Origin of the sequence: Pontibacter pamirensis (genome assembly GCF_010015475.1) — a bacterium.
GTDB lineage: Bacteria > Bacteroidota > Bacteroidia > Cytophagales > Hymenobacteraceae > Pontibacter > Pontibacter pamirensis.
Genome location: NZ_SSNI01000004.1, coordinates 56,344 through 69,667 on the forward strand (window position 1 = coordinate 56,344; position 13,324 = coordinate 69,667).

The following is a 13,324-nucleotide window of genomic DNA, read 5'->3' on the forward strand; positions in this document are numbered from 1 at the left end:
TAAACGGGAGGTGGGGAAGAAGAATAGCTGATTAATCATCCTCATAATCAAGGCCCATCATTTTGTTGTATGCCTGCTGCAGTTCAGAGAAAGCATGAAGGTTGCCCTCTTGACGGCTAATCTTCATACCTTTTTTGTAAGTCTGTTCTGCTACATCGTTCTGCCCTAACTCCTCGTATAGCTTAGCAGCGTGGTAATAGGTGCCGACGTAGTTCTCATGTTCTGCCAGTAGACGCTCATAGTAAGAAAGCGATTTTTCCTTATCAGCCTGGCGGTACTCAGTAGCAATGGCATACAATGTAAAAGGGTCGTTTGGTTCGTCTTCAAGAAACTTGAAGAGCTGCTCCAGTCTGCTTTCGTTCATTTCGGATTGACTATATTTTAATTAACTTCGCACAAATCTAAATTTAAAAAGCTAACATTTCTAACCATGAAAATATTAGTTTGCATTAGTAACGTACCGGATACTACATCCAAAATTAATTTTACAGCTGACAACAAGGAGTTTGACAAGGCCGGCGTGCAGTATGTGATAAATCCCTGGGATGAGTATGCGCTGACAAGAGCCATTGAGCTGAAAGAAGCAAAAGGTGGCACTGTAACCGTATTAAACGTAGGAGAGGCCGATACAGAGCCTAACATTCGCAAAGCCCTCGCCATTGGCGCAGATGATGCTATACGTGTAAATGCCTACCCGAAAGATTCTTTTTTTGTTGCGCAGCAGATTGCAGCCGTAGCAAAAGAGAATAGCTATGACGTTATCCTGATGGGGAAGGAGTCTATTGACTTCAACGGCTCTCAGGTGCATAACATGGTGGGGGAGCTATTAGGTATACCCGCAGTGGTACCGGCCTTTAAACTGGACATGGTGGATGACACCACAGCCCGATTGGAGCGTGAGATAGAAGGAGGTAAAGAGGTGGTAGAGGTAAACTTACCCTTTATAGCCAGTGCACAACAGCCTATGTCTGAGCCCCGTATCCCGAACATGCGCGGCATCATGACGGCACGCACCAAGCCTCTCAAAGTAGTGGAGCCATCGGGCGCCGACACGAAAGTGGACTACGTAAACTACAGCAAGCCTGAGAAAAAAGGCGGGGTGAAAATGATTGACCCTGAGAATGCTGGAGAGTTAATAAAATTATTGAGAAACGAAGCTAAAGTACTATAAGATATGTCTGTATTAGTATTTGTAGAAGGTCTTAACGGAGAGATCAAAAAGTCCTCTCTGGAGGCTGCATCCTATGGTAGCCAGGTGGCACAGCAACTGAGTACTACTGCCACTGCCGTTGCTATTGGTGATGTAAAGCAAGATGCCCTTACCCGCCTTGGCGAGCAGGGAATTGAAAAAGTGTTGTACGACGGAGACGAGCGCCTGAACCAGTTTGTGGCGGATGCTTATGTAAAAGTGATTTCAAAGGCAGTAGAACAGGAAGATGCCAAAGTATTGGTGTTCTCTAACTCCAACATTGGAGCTGCCATAGGTGCCCGTCTGGCTGTGCGCCTGAACGGTTCGCTTGCAACCAATGTAACCAACCTGCCTCAGACGGATGGCGGTAACTTCACCGTTACACGCGGCGTGTTCTCAGGGAAGGCTTTTGCCGATGTGGCCTTAACTGCCGACCTGAAAATAATCGCCATCAAAAAGAACTCCATTGAAATAACTTCCGGAGGCGACACCGCTACAGTAGAAAACTTATCTGCTGATTTATCAGACGCTGATTTTGCTGTTAAAGCAAAGGAGACGGTGATGCAGGATACCGGTGGCGGCGTATTGCTACCGGAGGCTGAGCTGGTTGTGTCTGGTGGCCGCGGCATGAAAGGCCCTGAGAACTGGCACCTTATTGAGGATTTGGCAAAAGAACTGGGTGCTGCCACTGCCTGTTCCAAGCCTGTGTCTGATATGGACTGGAGACCGCACCACGAGCACGTGGGCCAGACCGGTATCACGGTGAGTCCTAACCTTTATATAGCCATCGGTATTTCTGGTGCTATACAACACCTGGCAGGGGTTAACTCTTCTAAAGTAATTGTCGTTATTAATAAGGATCCTGAAGCGCCCTTCTTTAAAGCCGCAGATTACGGCATAGTAGGCGACGCATTTGAGGTTGTTCCGAAATTAATAGAAGCCGCCAAGGCTTTAGATAAATAGAATAAAAGAAACTGTGGAGAAAATTCAGTTAGAGATACTCGGTCTCTCATCAAGCCAGTCACAGACGGGCTCATTTGCACTTGTACTTGGGGAAAAAGAGGGAAACAGGAGGTTGCCCATCATTATAGGTATGTTTGAGGCGCAGTCTATCGCTATTCAGATTGAGAAGATAAACCCAAACCGCCCGCTCACGCACGACCTGTTCAAAACCTTTGCCGAGCAGATGGATGTCACCATCACAGAAATCCTGATATCTGATTTGAAGGAGGGGGTTTTTTACTCCAAGATTATGTGCACCGATGGTACAAAGGAGTTCGAACTGGATTCACGGCCTTCGGATGCCATTGCCATCGGGCTACGCTTTGGAGTGCCGATATATACGGTAGAGAGTGTGCTGTCGGAGGCAGGTATCATTTTGAGCGATCTGGAGGAAGACGAGGATGAAAACGATGAGATGACAGTGAAAAGCACCGCGTCTTCTACATCATCCAGTTCCAGTTCTAAAGAGCCCCTTAACCAAACGTCTGTTGATGAATTGAATAAGTTGTTGAACGAGGCCCTGGAGAAGGAGGATTATGAACGGGCCGCTAAGATACGCGACGAATTGAATAAGCGAAACTGATTTATACACGATAAACTTAGACGAAAGTCCTGGACCTGCACGGTCCGGGACTTTTTGTTTTATGAGTTATAAGGTTTACTTTTGGCAAATTTTGGCCCTCAGCATGTACGACATTTTTAGAGGAGTTATTGGATTAGCTCTCTTATTAGCCATTGCGTTCCTGTTCTCAAAAAATAAAAGAAGCATTGATTGGAAGCTGGTAGGCTTTGGAGTTTTCCTTCAGGTTTTATTTGGAGTATTGGTTACACAGGTGCCCTTGGTGGCGGATGGGTTTGCAGTTGTTAGCCGCGGTTTTGTTACTTTTCTTGACTTCTCCCAGGCTGGTGCCGAGTTCCTGTTCGGCAACCTTGCCAACCCTGCAGAAAATGGCGGTTTAGGTTATATCTTCGCCTTCAACGTGCTGCCGACCATTATCTTTTTCTCCACTGTCTCCTCCGGGTTGTATTACCTCGGTATTTTACAGAAGATAGTATGGGGAATTGCCTGGGTAATGTCTAAAGGCATGCGTCTTTCTGGGGCTGAGAGCTTGTCTGCTGCAGGAAATATCTTTTTAGGACAGACCGAGGCGCCGTTGCTTGTTCGACCCTTTATCAGCGTAATGACGCGCTCTGAGCTGATGTGCCTGATGACAGGTGGTATGGCTACCCTTGCGGGTGGCGTACTGGCGGCCTATGTCGCTTTTTTAGGAGGCGATGATCCTGCACAAAAGGCTATTTTTGCGGCGCACCTTCTCACAGCATCTATTATGAATGCTCCGGCTGGTATTGTACTGGCTAAAATCCTGGTGCCAGAGACTGAGCCGGAAAAGATTACTACTAAGTTGGAGGTAAACGAAGAGCAGTTAGGTGTAAACCTCGTGGATGCACTCTCCCGTGGAGCCGCTGACGGTCTAAGACTGGCAGCAAACGTGGGAGGTATGTTGCTGGCTTTTATAGCCGTTATTGCGCTGGTTAATTACCTGCTAACTGATATGCTTGGTGACTGGACAGGGCTGAATGAATGGGTAGTGGCCAGTACAAATGGCAGTTTTCAAGGCTTTTCGCTCCAGTATATCCTAGGGCAGATTTTCAGGATCTTCGCCTTTATCATGGGGGTTCCCTGGGCTGATACACTGCAGGTAGGGAGCTTGCTTGGGCAGAAGACGGCCATCAATGAGTTTGTGGCTTATCTGGACCTGGCTGAAATGAAGGCTGCCGGTACTTTATCACCAAAGGCCATTGTCATGTCTACTTACGCGCTCTGCGGCTTCTCCAACTTCAGCTCTATCGCTATTCAGATTGGTGGCATAGGAAGCATGGCGCCGAGCCAGCAGGGCAATTTGTCTAAATTAGGTTTTCTCGCTTTGCTGGGAGCCTCCTTAGCCTGTATGATGACAGCAACCGTGTCGGGCATGCTTTACGGCATATAAAATAATCTAATCCTAAAAAGGGCTCCCACTGTTACGGTAGGAGCCCTTTTGTTTTTATAAATCTGCGTTTCTTGTACCCTTAGCGGTTGTTGCCATTTACTTCCTGCTGTTCCTCTTCGTCCTCTATTTTTTTAGCATCGCGCATCAGGCGGTTAGAGAAGATAAACTCGTTCAGCTCCTTCACATCTGTATCCATGATCGCATCGCGGGTGCCTTCCCAAAGCTTTTTGCCCTTAAAGAGAAAGAAGATTTTATCCCCAATTTCAATTACAGAGTTCATGTCATGCGTTACGATGATGGTCGTGATGCCGTATTCCTCAGTGATTTCTTTTATTAGCTCGTCTATTTTTAAAGCTGTTAAAGGGTCAAGGCCAGAGTTGGGTTCATCGCAGAAAAGGTAAGTACAGTGAGGCGCTATGGCCCGGGCTATACCTACTCTCTTTTTCATACCCCCACTCAGTTCTGATGGCATTTTCTTATTTGCGCCTTCCAGCCCCACGCGCTTTAACACCGTATTCACGCGGTCGATACGTTCGTCCTTTTCCATATCTCCGAGCATCTTCAGCGGAAACTCAATATTCTTCTCCACTGTCATGGAATCGAAAAGGGCAGAGCTTTGGAAGAGCATGCCTATCTTACGGCGAATCTCCTGCTTAATGCCCAGTTTGTTGTTGGTGAAGTAGGTACCATCGAAGGTAACGCTGCCAATATCAGGCTTTATCAAACCAACAATGCACTTCAGCAGCACACTCTTACCTGTTCCGCTAGCCCCCAGAAGAAGGTTTGTTTTACCGGTTTCAAACACACCGCTGATGCCGTCCAGTACTTTTACACCGTCAAAAGATTTATGTATGTTGTGTACTTCTATCATAATCTAAAAAAATAAATTCTCCGCTTTTCACTTAGAGCAGGAGGTTTGCCAGCACAAAATCGGCTACCAATATGGCAATAACACTGTTTGTAACGGCTCCTGTACTTGCCTGCCCCACTTCTAAGGCACCCCCCGAGGTATAATAACCTTTAAAAGAGGAGATAGAGGAGATAAGAAAGGCAAACACCACCGACTTTATAAGCGCGAACACCACGTTGTAAGGAATAAAGTCGCTCCTAATACCTGAAATATACTCCTGCTGAGAAATTTCACCTGTAAGAGTACCCGCAATGAAGCCACCACCTATAGATAAAAACATGGCGAGTATAACCAGCATCGGGAAAACCAGTATGGAGGCAATCACCTTTGGCAACACGAGGTATGAGGTAGAGTTGATACCCATTACCTCAAGTGCGTCTACCTGCTCTGTGATCTGCATAGTTCCCAAGCCACCTGCTATACTAGAGCCTACTTTGCCGGCTAACACAATAGAAGTTATGGTAGGAGCCAGTTCAAGGAGAGTCATCTCTCGTACCATGAAACCAATAGTGGAACGAGGTATGAAAGCATTATCCAGGTTATAGGATATTTGCACGCTGGTTACAGCCCCAATGAACGTAGATACGATGGCAACAATAAATATAGAGTTGATGCCAATAATAATAGCCTCATCCATTGTCCTGTTAAATAGTATACGGGGCGACTCTCCGCGGGAGAAGAGGGTGGACATAAAGAGTAAATATTTTCCGAAGTGCTGCAGCATAGAGGGTTTGGAAGCTGGTTAAATCAATCTGTTGAGGATGATCTTAAGTAAAAATACTGTTAAATACCTATATTACGTATAAAATTGAAAAACATACTAAACAATACATATCTATGCAACGATACATTTTGGTTACAGGCGGTACAAAAGGGATTGGCAGAGCCGTTATAGAGCAGTTTGCCAAAGAAGGCTTTCATATCATTACCTGTTCCCGAAACGAAAAGGACCTGCAAAAGTTGAAGTTGGAGATTGAGCAGAATTATACTTTTTCAAAAGTATTATTTAAAGAAGCCGACCTGAGTGACAGCAAATCTCTTCGGTCTTTTCTGGACTTTGTAAAAAAACTGAACGTGGAAGTGGATGTGCTGGTGAATAACAGCGGTTTATTTATACCCGGCAAGATTACGGAGGAAGACGATGAGGCGCTGCCGTTTATGATACAGACGAACCTGTACAGTGCTTACTATATGACCAAAGGTATTGTGCCGGACATGATAAAGCGCCGCTCCGGGCACATCTTTAATCTTTGCTCTACAGCCAGTATCACTCCTTACATTAATGGTGGGTCCTACTGCATTTCTAAGTTTGCCATGTACGGGATGAGCCAGGTGCTGCGCGAGGAACTAAAAGAACACAACGTACGGGTAACGGCAATACTTCCGGGGGCTACACTTACAGCCAGTTGGGAAGGTGTTGACCTGCCACCAGAGCGTTTCATTAAGCCAGAGGATGTTGCGATGGCCATGTTCAATGCCTATACCTTATCAGAGAATAGCGTGGTAGAAGAGTTACTTATCAGGCCGCAACTAGGTGATTTATAATATACAGCAGCTGTGCCAAGTTTTAAAATAGATGGCCCCGGCAGTGATAACAGTATAAAATAATAGGTAAATATATTTCAGGTACAACTTTATATATTGTTTGTAAATGTCTGATGTTTAGTTATTAATGCTTTATATGAAGGCTGTAAAATCGCTTTTTGTTTGTTTAATCTGCGCTACCGCTGCTTATGGTCAGAAAGTAGAAGTTGCAGGCCAGTTAAATTCCGGTTTGGCTAAGTTTGGTGGTGAGTCAGCAGCAAGTACAACAACAATGCATAGCTTAGGGGCCAACAGATTTTTTACACTCAACCCATACGGCAGCAGATTTGCGTCTTCGTATGGCATGTCTGTTCAGGTACAAAGGGTTACGCGTGCTAATTTTCTATTAGGTGCACAGGCTGGAGCAGAGGTGTTGCGCAACAGAGTACATATTGACGGTGTTTATGTTTATGGGCCTGTCTATTCCAGCTTTATTGAATATAGGGAAGCCTCGGGGAAGACTATCCTGCGGAATGACTTTATTAATCTGTATCCATACTTCGGATACCGTGTAAAGGCAGGCGCTGTGGATCTGGATTTTAATGTAGGGCCAGAGTTAGGCATTGGGTTGAAGAGTGGGGTAAAGGGAGAGGCTACAGCAGCCGATGGGGCTGTTTATACTGCCAACTTTGAAAGGAGTGACCCTGAAACAGATATAAGAGCACGTGTGGGTGTAACGGCTTATTGCCGTCACGTTGGCCTTAGTGCTAGCTATGCCCACGGAATAACTAATTACTTAAGGGGCTATGATGGGAGTAATCCGGAAGTGTATGCCAGAGTTTTTCGCCTAGGCCTGCTATACAGGCTTTAATCCAGCTTCTAATTTACAATGAACATATTTATCTGATCAAACTGATAATTAAGCTACGGTCATGCGCCTAAAGCCCCGCATAAAAATATGCTGCATCAGTAATGTGCAGGAGGCGCAGTTGGCTATATCTGCCGGTGCGGATGCTCTGGGCCTGGTCGGTGAAATGCCCAGCGGACCAGGTGTAATCCCAGATGCCTTGATCAAAGCAATCGTGATGACTGTACCTCCGCCCGTAGCTACCTTCCTGCTCACTTCCTGTACTGATATTAAAAGTATTTTAGAGCACCACCAGCGTACTCAGGCGAACACTATACAATTTGTGGATGCCTTGCCTATAGAAGCCTACCAGCAGGTGAGGGAGGCTGTATCAGGCATCAAGTTGGTACAGGTAGTGCATGTGCAGGGAGAAACATCGGTGAAGGAGGCACAGCGTGTGGCGGAGCAGGTAGATGCCATACTTTTAGACTCAGGAAATCCTAACCTGGAAGTGAAGGAGTTAGGCGGTACTGGCCGTATTCATGATTGGGTAATCAGCCGGAGAATCTGTGAAAGCGTTAGCAAACCTGTTTTTCTGGCAGGCGGACTCAATGCAGCTAATGTAAGAGAGGCTCTGGAGGTGGTGCGGCCATTCGGTATAGACCTTTGCAGTGGCGTGCGTACCAATGGTCAACTGGACCCATACAAGCTGGAGAAGTTTTTTCAAGCCATCGAGAAGGCTTGAATGTAATCTTGTAAGATAGTGCGGCTGCATCTTCAAGCCCTAATATGATATAGCCTAAAGACATAGCCTTTACTATTCTTCATGCGCTGGACCTATGCATCCAAATGACTAACACCTAAACATTGACCTTCGGCGACTGATGCCAAAAGGTAAATTCACTACTTAAGTGTAAAATGGCCCGTCTTTTGTAGCTTTGCGGTTCAGGATTAACTTGATGAGTGAATACGCAGGGTTCAGAGAAAGTGAAATTAGACTGTCAACTCTTGCCGCTTTCTATCCGGATTCCTTCTAATTATATGGAGGGGGACTGGATTTGCAGACGCGTATGATGCATAAGCTCTAAATTTCTTTCTTTGTGATAGTAACATGTATTAAGTTTAACTGATTCATAATTAGATCCATATATCTTGTCTGTTGAAGTAAAGCATCTTTTTAAAATCTACGGGGCGCAGCATGCCGTGGATGATATATCTTTCACAGTAGAGCAGGGGCAGATTCTGGGTTTCCTGGGGCCGAACGGTGCCGGTAAGTCCACAACCATGAAGATTGCCACCTGTTACCTGCCACCCAGTGCGGGTACCATTCTCGTGAATGGCCATGATGTGGTGCAGAACCCCATGGCAGTGCGACGCATCGTTGGCTACCTGCCCGAGCACAACCCCCTCTACCTGGATATGTATGTGCACGAATACCTTGCATTTGTTGCCTCTGTATATGGCTTGAAGGGCAAGTTTGCAAAAGCACGGGTACAGGAAATGGTAGCGTTGTGCGGACTTGAAGTAGAGCAAGGCAAGAAAATAGGAGCGCTTTCCAAAGGTTACCGTCAAAGAGTAGGGCTGGCACAGGCACTGGTACACGACCCGCAGGTACTGATCCTGGATGAACCTACAACCGGCCTCGATCCGAACCAGATTGTAGAGATCCGTTCCCTTATCAAACGCATCGGCCAAAACAAAACGGTTATTTTCTCAACCCATATCATGCAGGAGGTAGCTGCCATCTGCGACCGTGTCGTCATCATTAACAGGGGCAAACTGGTAGCAGACAGTGATGTGGCAAGCCTGCAGGCAGATCAGAGCACTGAAAAGGTGACGCTGGTGGAGTTTGAGCAAGCGGTAGAGGTGGAAGTGCTGCAAACTATACCGGGTGTGCTGCGTGTAGCGCCTGCCGATGGCCATGTCTACCGTGTAACTTCCCATAGGGATGCTGACATCCGTTCTAACGTTTTCCGGATAGCAGCAGAACGCAACTGGCCGCTGGTGGGGCTGCGGCAGGAAGAAAATTCCCTCGAAAAAATATTTCAACAACTCACTAGATAATGATGAATTAGAAATTATGAATGACATGAATGGGAAAGGCAATCTACAGGCAAATCATTTATAATTCATAGTTCATAATTGAGAAAAAATGCTCTCCATACTTAAAAAAGAAATTAACGGCTTTCTTAACTCGCTTATCGCCTACATTGTCATCACGGTTTTCCTGGTGGCGATTGGGATGTTCATGTGGGTGTTTCCGGAAAGCAGTGTGCTGGAATATGGCTTTGCCGATTTGCAGACACTTTTCAACATGGCGCCCTGGCTGTTCCTTTTCCTGATCCCGGCAATTACCATGCGTACGTTTGCCGAAGAAAAGCGTGAAGGGACCATGGAGCTGCTGCTGACTAAGCCACTGACTGACTTGGAATTAATACTGGGTAAATACTTTGCAGCCTTGCTGCTGGCCTTGTTTGCGCTGCTCCCTACTTTGCTCTACTACTATTCAGTGTATGAGCTAGGTAACCAAGAGGGCAATATCGACTCTGCGGCAGTGGTAGGCTCCTATATCGGTCTGATTTTCCTGGCAGGGGTTTTTACGGCTATAGGAGTGTTTGCCTCCTCTGTTTCAGATAACCAAATTATCTCTTTCGTGGTTGCAGTTTTCCTTTGCTATATCATTTACACCGGGTTTGACCTGATTGCCTCTATGCCGGTGTGGGGCAGCTACAGCTACTTGATAAGCCAGCTGGGTATTTCCTATCACTATAGCTCCATCAGCAAAGGCCTGGTTGATTCCCGGGATGTGCTCTATTTTCTGAGCGTTATTGCTGTCATGATTTTAGCTACTAAACTTGTCCTGAGGAGCAGAAAATGGTAACAGTGCAAAACAAGAGCAGACGCAGCAGCGATATACTAAAGTTCGTGGGCTGGGTAGCCGGTATCATTCTGCTGAACGTGCTAGCGGCTAATTTTTTCTTCCGCTTAGACCTGACAGAGGACAAGCGGTATACCATTGCCCCGGTTACAAAGCAGATGCTGAGCAGTCTGGAGAATGAAGTGGTGGTGGATGTATACCTGGAGGGTGATTTCCCGGCAGGTTTCAAGCGGCTGCAGCAGTCGGTGCGCGAAACGCTGGATGAGTTCCGCATTTATTCCGGAGGCAACCTACGTTTTAACTTTATAGACCCAAACGAGATCTCAGACCAGGAGCAGCGAACAGAATTTATTACAAATCTGGCTCAAAAAGGCATCAACCCCACAAATTTAAGAGCAACAGAAGAAGGCAAGCAGGTAGAGCGGCTGGTATTTCCGGGTGCTATCGTACGGTACAATGGCAAAGAAACTGCCGTAAACCTGCTGAAGGGGAACTTGGCCGCCTCACCGGATGAGCGACTGAACCAATCCGTGGAAGGGGTAGAGTATGAATTGGCAAGTGCTATCCGTAAAGTGGCTTTTCAAGGCAATAAAGTGATTGGCTATATCACCGGGCAGGGAGAGTTGCAGATGCAGCAGGTAACCGACCTATTAGGGTCACTGCAGGAGTATTACAGGGTGGCGCGGGGAGAATTAGGTGAAATTCCGAGTTTACAGGGGCTTGACCTGATCATTGTGGCAAAGCCAACGGAACAGTTTACGGAGGCTGATAAATATAAAATCGACCAGTTTATTATGAAGGGCGGCAAGGCCGTATTCTTTGTGGATGCCCTGAACGCCAACATGGATAGTGTAGGCGCAGGAGGGATGTTTGCCGTCCCGTATAACCTCAACCTGGATGACCTGCTTTTCCGTTATGGCGTGCGCCTGAATCCTACCTTAGTTATGGACTTAAACTCAGGATTCATACCCATGGTAACAGGCTATGCCGGCGACCGGCCACAGACGGAGATGATTAACTGGCGCTTCTTCCCGCTGCTGAATAACTTTAGCCAACACCCGATAACCCGCAATCTAGATGCCGTTTATACCCGGTTTGTTAGCACTATTGACACTGTGAGAGCAGATGGAATAACAAAGACACCGCTGGTGTTTACTTCACCCTACTCCAGGGTGCTGGAGCCGCCTGTACCCATCACTTTAGAAGAAGCGCGTATGGAGGTGAACCCGGAACTTTTTCAGGCAGGGCCAGAGCCTGTGGGGTATTTGCTGGAGGGTGCGTTTACGTCCCTTTTCCGCAACCGCAGGCCTCCTGCCGGAGTGCCGGACACGCAAGTGAAGGAGCAGGGCGTGCCTACAAAGATTGCTGTCTTTTCGGATGGCGACCTAGTGCGCAACGAAATCAATCCACGTACAGGCCAGGCCTATGAACTTGGCTTCGATCGGTACAATAACATCACCTTTGCAAACAGAGACATGGCTATGAACACCATCCATTACCTGTTGGACTCTGAGGGCTTGATAAATGTGCGGAGCAAGCAGATCGAGCTCCGGCCGCTGGACAGAGTACGCGTGCGGGATGAGAAAACCTATTGGCAGCTGTTGAACCTGGTGGCACCTATCGTGCTGTTGAGCATTTTTGGCGTTACCCGTTACTACCTGCGGAAGCGCAAATATGAACACTTCTAAATTTTATCGGCCTCTTATACAGCAGGACGCGAAAAAGGACTTGCGAAAGGCGTAGGAGAAATGCGAAATATTTATAACTTTGTCCGAATAACATTATAGGTAGAATAATGAAATTTATCGTCTCTTCATCTGCGCTTCTGAAGCAGTTATCCAGCATCAACGGAGTGGTTACCAACAACCCGGTCGTGCCAATTCTCGAGAATTTTTTATTCGAGATTAACAACAGCACCCTCACCATCACAGCAAGTGACCTGGAAACATCCATGATCACAGAGCTGCCGGTAGAGGCAAAGGAGAACGGACGTATTGCCGCTCCTGCCCGCATCTTGCTGGAAACACTGAAAAACCTGCCCGACCAGCCGGTTACGTTCACTATTGATGAAGAGACTTATACTATTGAGATCAGCTCTTCAAACGGCCGCTATAAACTATCTGGCGAAAATGCGACGGACTTCCCGCGTGTGCCAGTAGTGCAGGGTGCCGATGCGATAGAGATTCCTTCTAATGCTTTGGCAAGAGCTATTAACAAAACAATTTTTGCCGTTAGCAACGATGAGCTTCGGCCGGCCATGACGGGTATCTTCGTGCAGCTGCGCACTGACAGCGTTACTTTTGTTGCTACGGATGGTCACCGCCTGCTGCGGTATCGACGCACGGACGTGGCGACAAGCAAAGAAGCTTCCCTCATCATTCCGCGGAAGGCTTTCACACTGCTGAAATCTACGCTTCCTTCAGAGGCCACGGCTGTTCGCATGGAGTTTAATCAGTCCAACGCTTTCTTCAGCTTCGACAACATCCGTATGATCTGCCGCCTGATCGACGAGCGTTATCCAGATTATGAGAACGTTATTCCGGTGCAGAACCCAAACAAACTGGTGATTGATCGTCAGGACCTGTTGAGTTCTGTAAAGCGTATCTCTATTTACTCAAACAAAACTACACACCAGATACGCCTGAAACTGAACGGGTCTGAGTTGCAAGTGTCTGCCGAGGATCTTGACTTCTCTAATGAGGCGAATGAGCGCCTGACCTGCCAGTATGAAGGAGAGGACATGGAAATTGGTTTTAACGCTAAATTCCTGATGGAGATGCTGAACAACCTTGATTCTGATGAAATCACATTCGAGCTTTCCACGCCAAACCGTGCTGGTTTGTTGATGCCGCTTGTGAACGAAGACAGTGAAAACGTGCTGATGCTGGTAATGCCTGTTATGCTTAACAATTACGTGTAAGTAGGGTTACTAAAGTTTAAGATATACAATCATATATAAAAAGAAAGGCAAGCTATAGTGCTC

The 13,324-nt window shown here is 46.8% G+C and carries 14 protein-coding genes; 11 read left to right on the plus strand and 3 right to left on the minus strand.

Annotation, left to right across the window (positions count from 1 at the left end):
• Positions 1-31: 31 nt before the first annotated feature.
• Positions 32-364, minus strand: coding sequence for a tetratricopeptide repeat protein (locus E1919_RS05425; RefSeq protein ID WP_162052343.1), 333 nt, complete (start codon positions 362-364; stop codon positions 32-34).
• 66 nt (positions 365-430) lie between these two features.
• Between E1919_RS05425 and E1919_RS05430 the strand changes: the two genes are divergently transcribed.
• From E1919_RS05430 to E1919_RS05445, 4 genes are all read left to right on the plus strand, one after another.
• Entirely contained in the window at positions 431-1,171 is a 741-nt protein-coding gene (locus E1919_RS05430) for an electron transfer flavoprotein subunit beta/FixA family protein (RefSeq protein ID WP_162052344.1), read from the plus strand.
• Between the two features lie 3 nt (positions 1,172-1,174).
• Positions 1,175-2,152 (plus strand): electron transfer flavoprotein subunit alpha/FixB family protein, encoded by a 978-nt coding sequence (locus tag E1919_RS05435; RefSeq protein WP_162052345.1) that lies wholly within the window; start codon positions 1,175-1,177, stop codon positions 2,150-2,152.
• A 13-nt stretch (positions 2,153-2,165) separates the two neighbouring features.
• Positions 2,166-2,774: a bifunctional nuclease family protein gene (locus tag E1919_RS05440; protein ID WP_162052346.1), complete on the plus strand. Its 609-nt coding sequence runs from the start codon at positions 2,166-2,168 to the stop codon at positions 2,772-2,774.
• Positions 2,775-2,877: 103 nt separating this feature from the next.
• Positions 2,878-4,182: a NupC/NupG family nucleoside CNT transporter gene (locus tag E1919_RS05445; RefSeq protein WP_162052347.1), complete on the plus strand. Its 1,305-nt coding sequence runs from the start codon at positions 2,878-2,880 to the stop codon at positions 4,180-4,182.
• A gap of 79 nt (positions 4,183-4,261) precedes the next feature.
• On the opposite strand, the gene E1919_RS05450 is transcribed toward E1919_RS05445, so the two are convergent.
• Positions 4,262-5,053: an ABC transporter ATP-binding protein gene (locus E1919_RS05450; protein WP_162052348.1), complete on the minus strand. Its 792-nt coding sequence runs from the start codon at positions 5,051-5,053 to the stop codon at positions 4,262-4,264.
• Between the two features lie 31 nt (positions 5,054-5,084).
• Positions 5,085-5,813: an MlaE family ABC transporter permease gene (locus E1919_RS05455; RefSeq protein ID WP_394351748.1), complete on the minus strand. Its 729-nt coding sequence runs from the start codon at positions 5,811-5,813 to the stop codon at positions 5,085-5,087.
• Between the two features lie 116 nt (positions 5,814-5,929).
• Here E1919_RS05455 and E1919_RS05460 point away from each other — a divergent pair, with 116 nt between their 5' ends.
• The 7 genes from E1919_RS05460 to dnaN all read left to right on the plus strand — a co-directional run bounded on the left by E1919_RS05460 (position 5,930) and on the right by dnaN (position 13,261).
• Positions 5,930-6,637, plus strand: coding sequence for an SDR family oxidoreductase (locus tag E1919_RS05460; protein ID WP_162052350.1), 708 nt, complete (start codon positions 5,930-5,932; stop codon positions 6,635-6,637).
• A 136-nt stretch (positions 6,638-6,773) separates the two neighbouring features.
• The gene (locus E1919_RS05465; RefSeq protein WP_162052351.1) at positions 6,774-7,487 is read left to right on the plus strand and encodes a hypothetical protein; all 714 of its coding nucleotides are present in this window, start codon (positions 6,774-6,776) and stop codon (positions 7,485-7,487) included.
• Between the two features lie 61 nt (positions 7,488-7,548).
• Positions 7,549-8,208 carry a phosphoribosylanthranilate isomerase gene (locus tag E1919_RS05470; protein WP_162052352.1) on the plus strand — a complete coding sequence of 220 codons (660 nt, stop codon included), beginning with the start codon at positions 7,549-7,551 and terminating at the stop codon, positions 8,206-8,208.
• Positions 8,209-8,615: 407 nt separating this feature from the next.
• The gene (gene gldA, locus E1919_RS05475) at positions 8,616-9,527 is read left to right on the plus strand and encodes a gliding motility-associated ABC transporter ATP-binding subunit GldA (RefSeq protein ID WP_162052353.1); all 912 of its coding nucleotides are present in this window, start codon (positions 8,616-8,618) and stop codon (positions 9,525-9,527) included.
• Positions 9,528-9,615: 88 nt separating this feature from the next.
• A complete protein-coding gene (gldF, locus tag E1919_RS05480) occupies positions 9,616-10,344 on the plus strand; it encodes a gliding motility-associated ABC transporter permease subunit GldF (protein ID WP_162052354.1) in 729 nt (242 codons plus the stop codon).
• Positions 10,338-12,029, plus strand: coding sequence for a gliding motility-associated ABC transporter substrate-binding protein GldG (gldG, locus tag E1919_RS05485; protein ID WP_162052355.1), 1,692 nt, complete (start codon positions 10,338-10,340; stop codon positions 12,027-12,029). Before gldF ends, gldG begins: the two co-directional genes overlap by 7 nt.
• Positions 12,030-12,136: 107 nt before the next feature.
• On the plus strand, positions 12,137-13,261 hold the full coding sequence (gene dnaN, locus E1919_RS05490; RefSeq protein WP_162052356.1) for a DNA polymerase III subunit beta: 1,125 nt from the start codon (positions 12,137-12,139) through the stop codon (positions 13,259-13,261).
• The last annotated feature ends 63 nt before the right edge of the window (positions 13,262-13,324 follow it).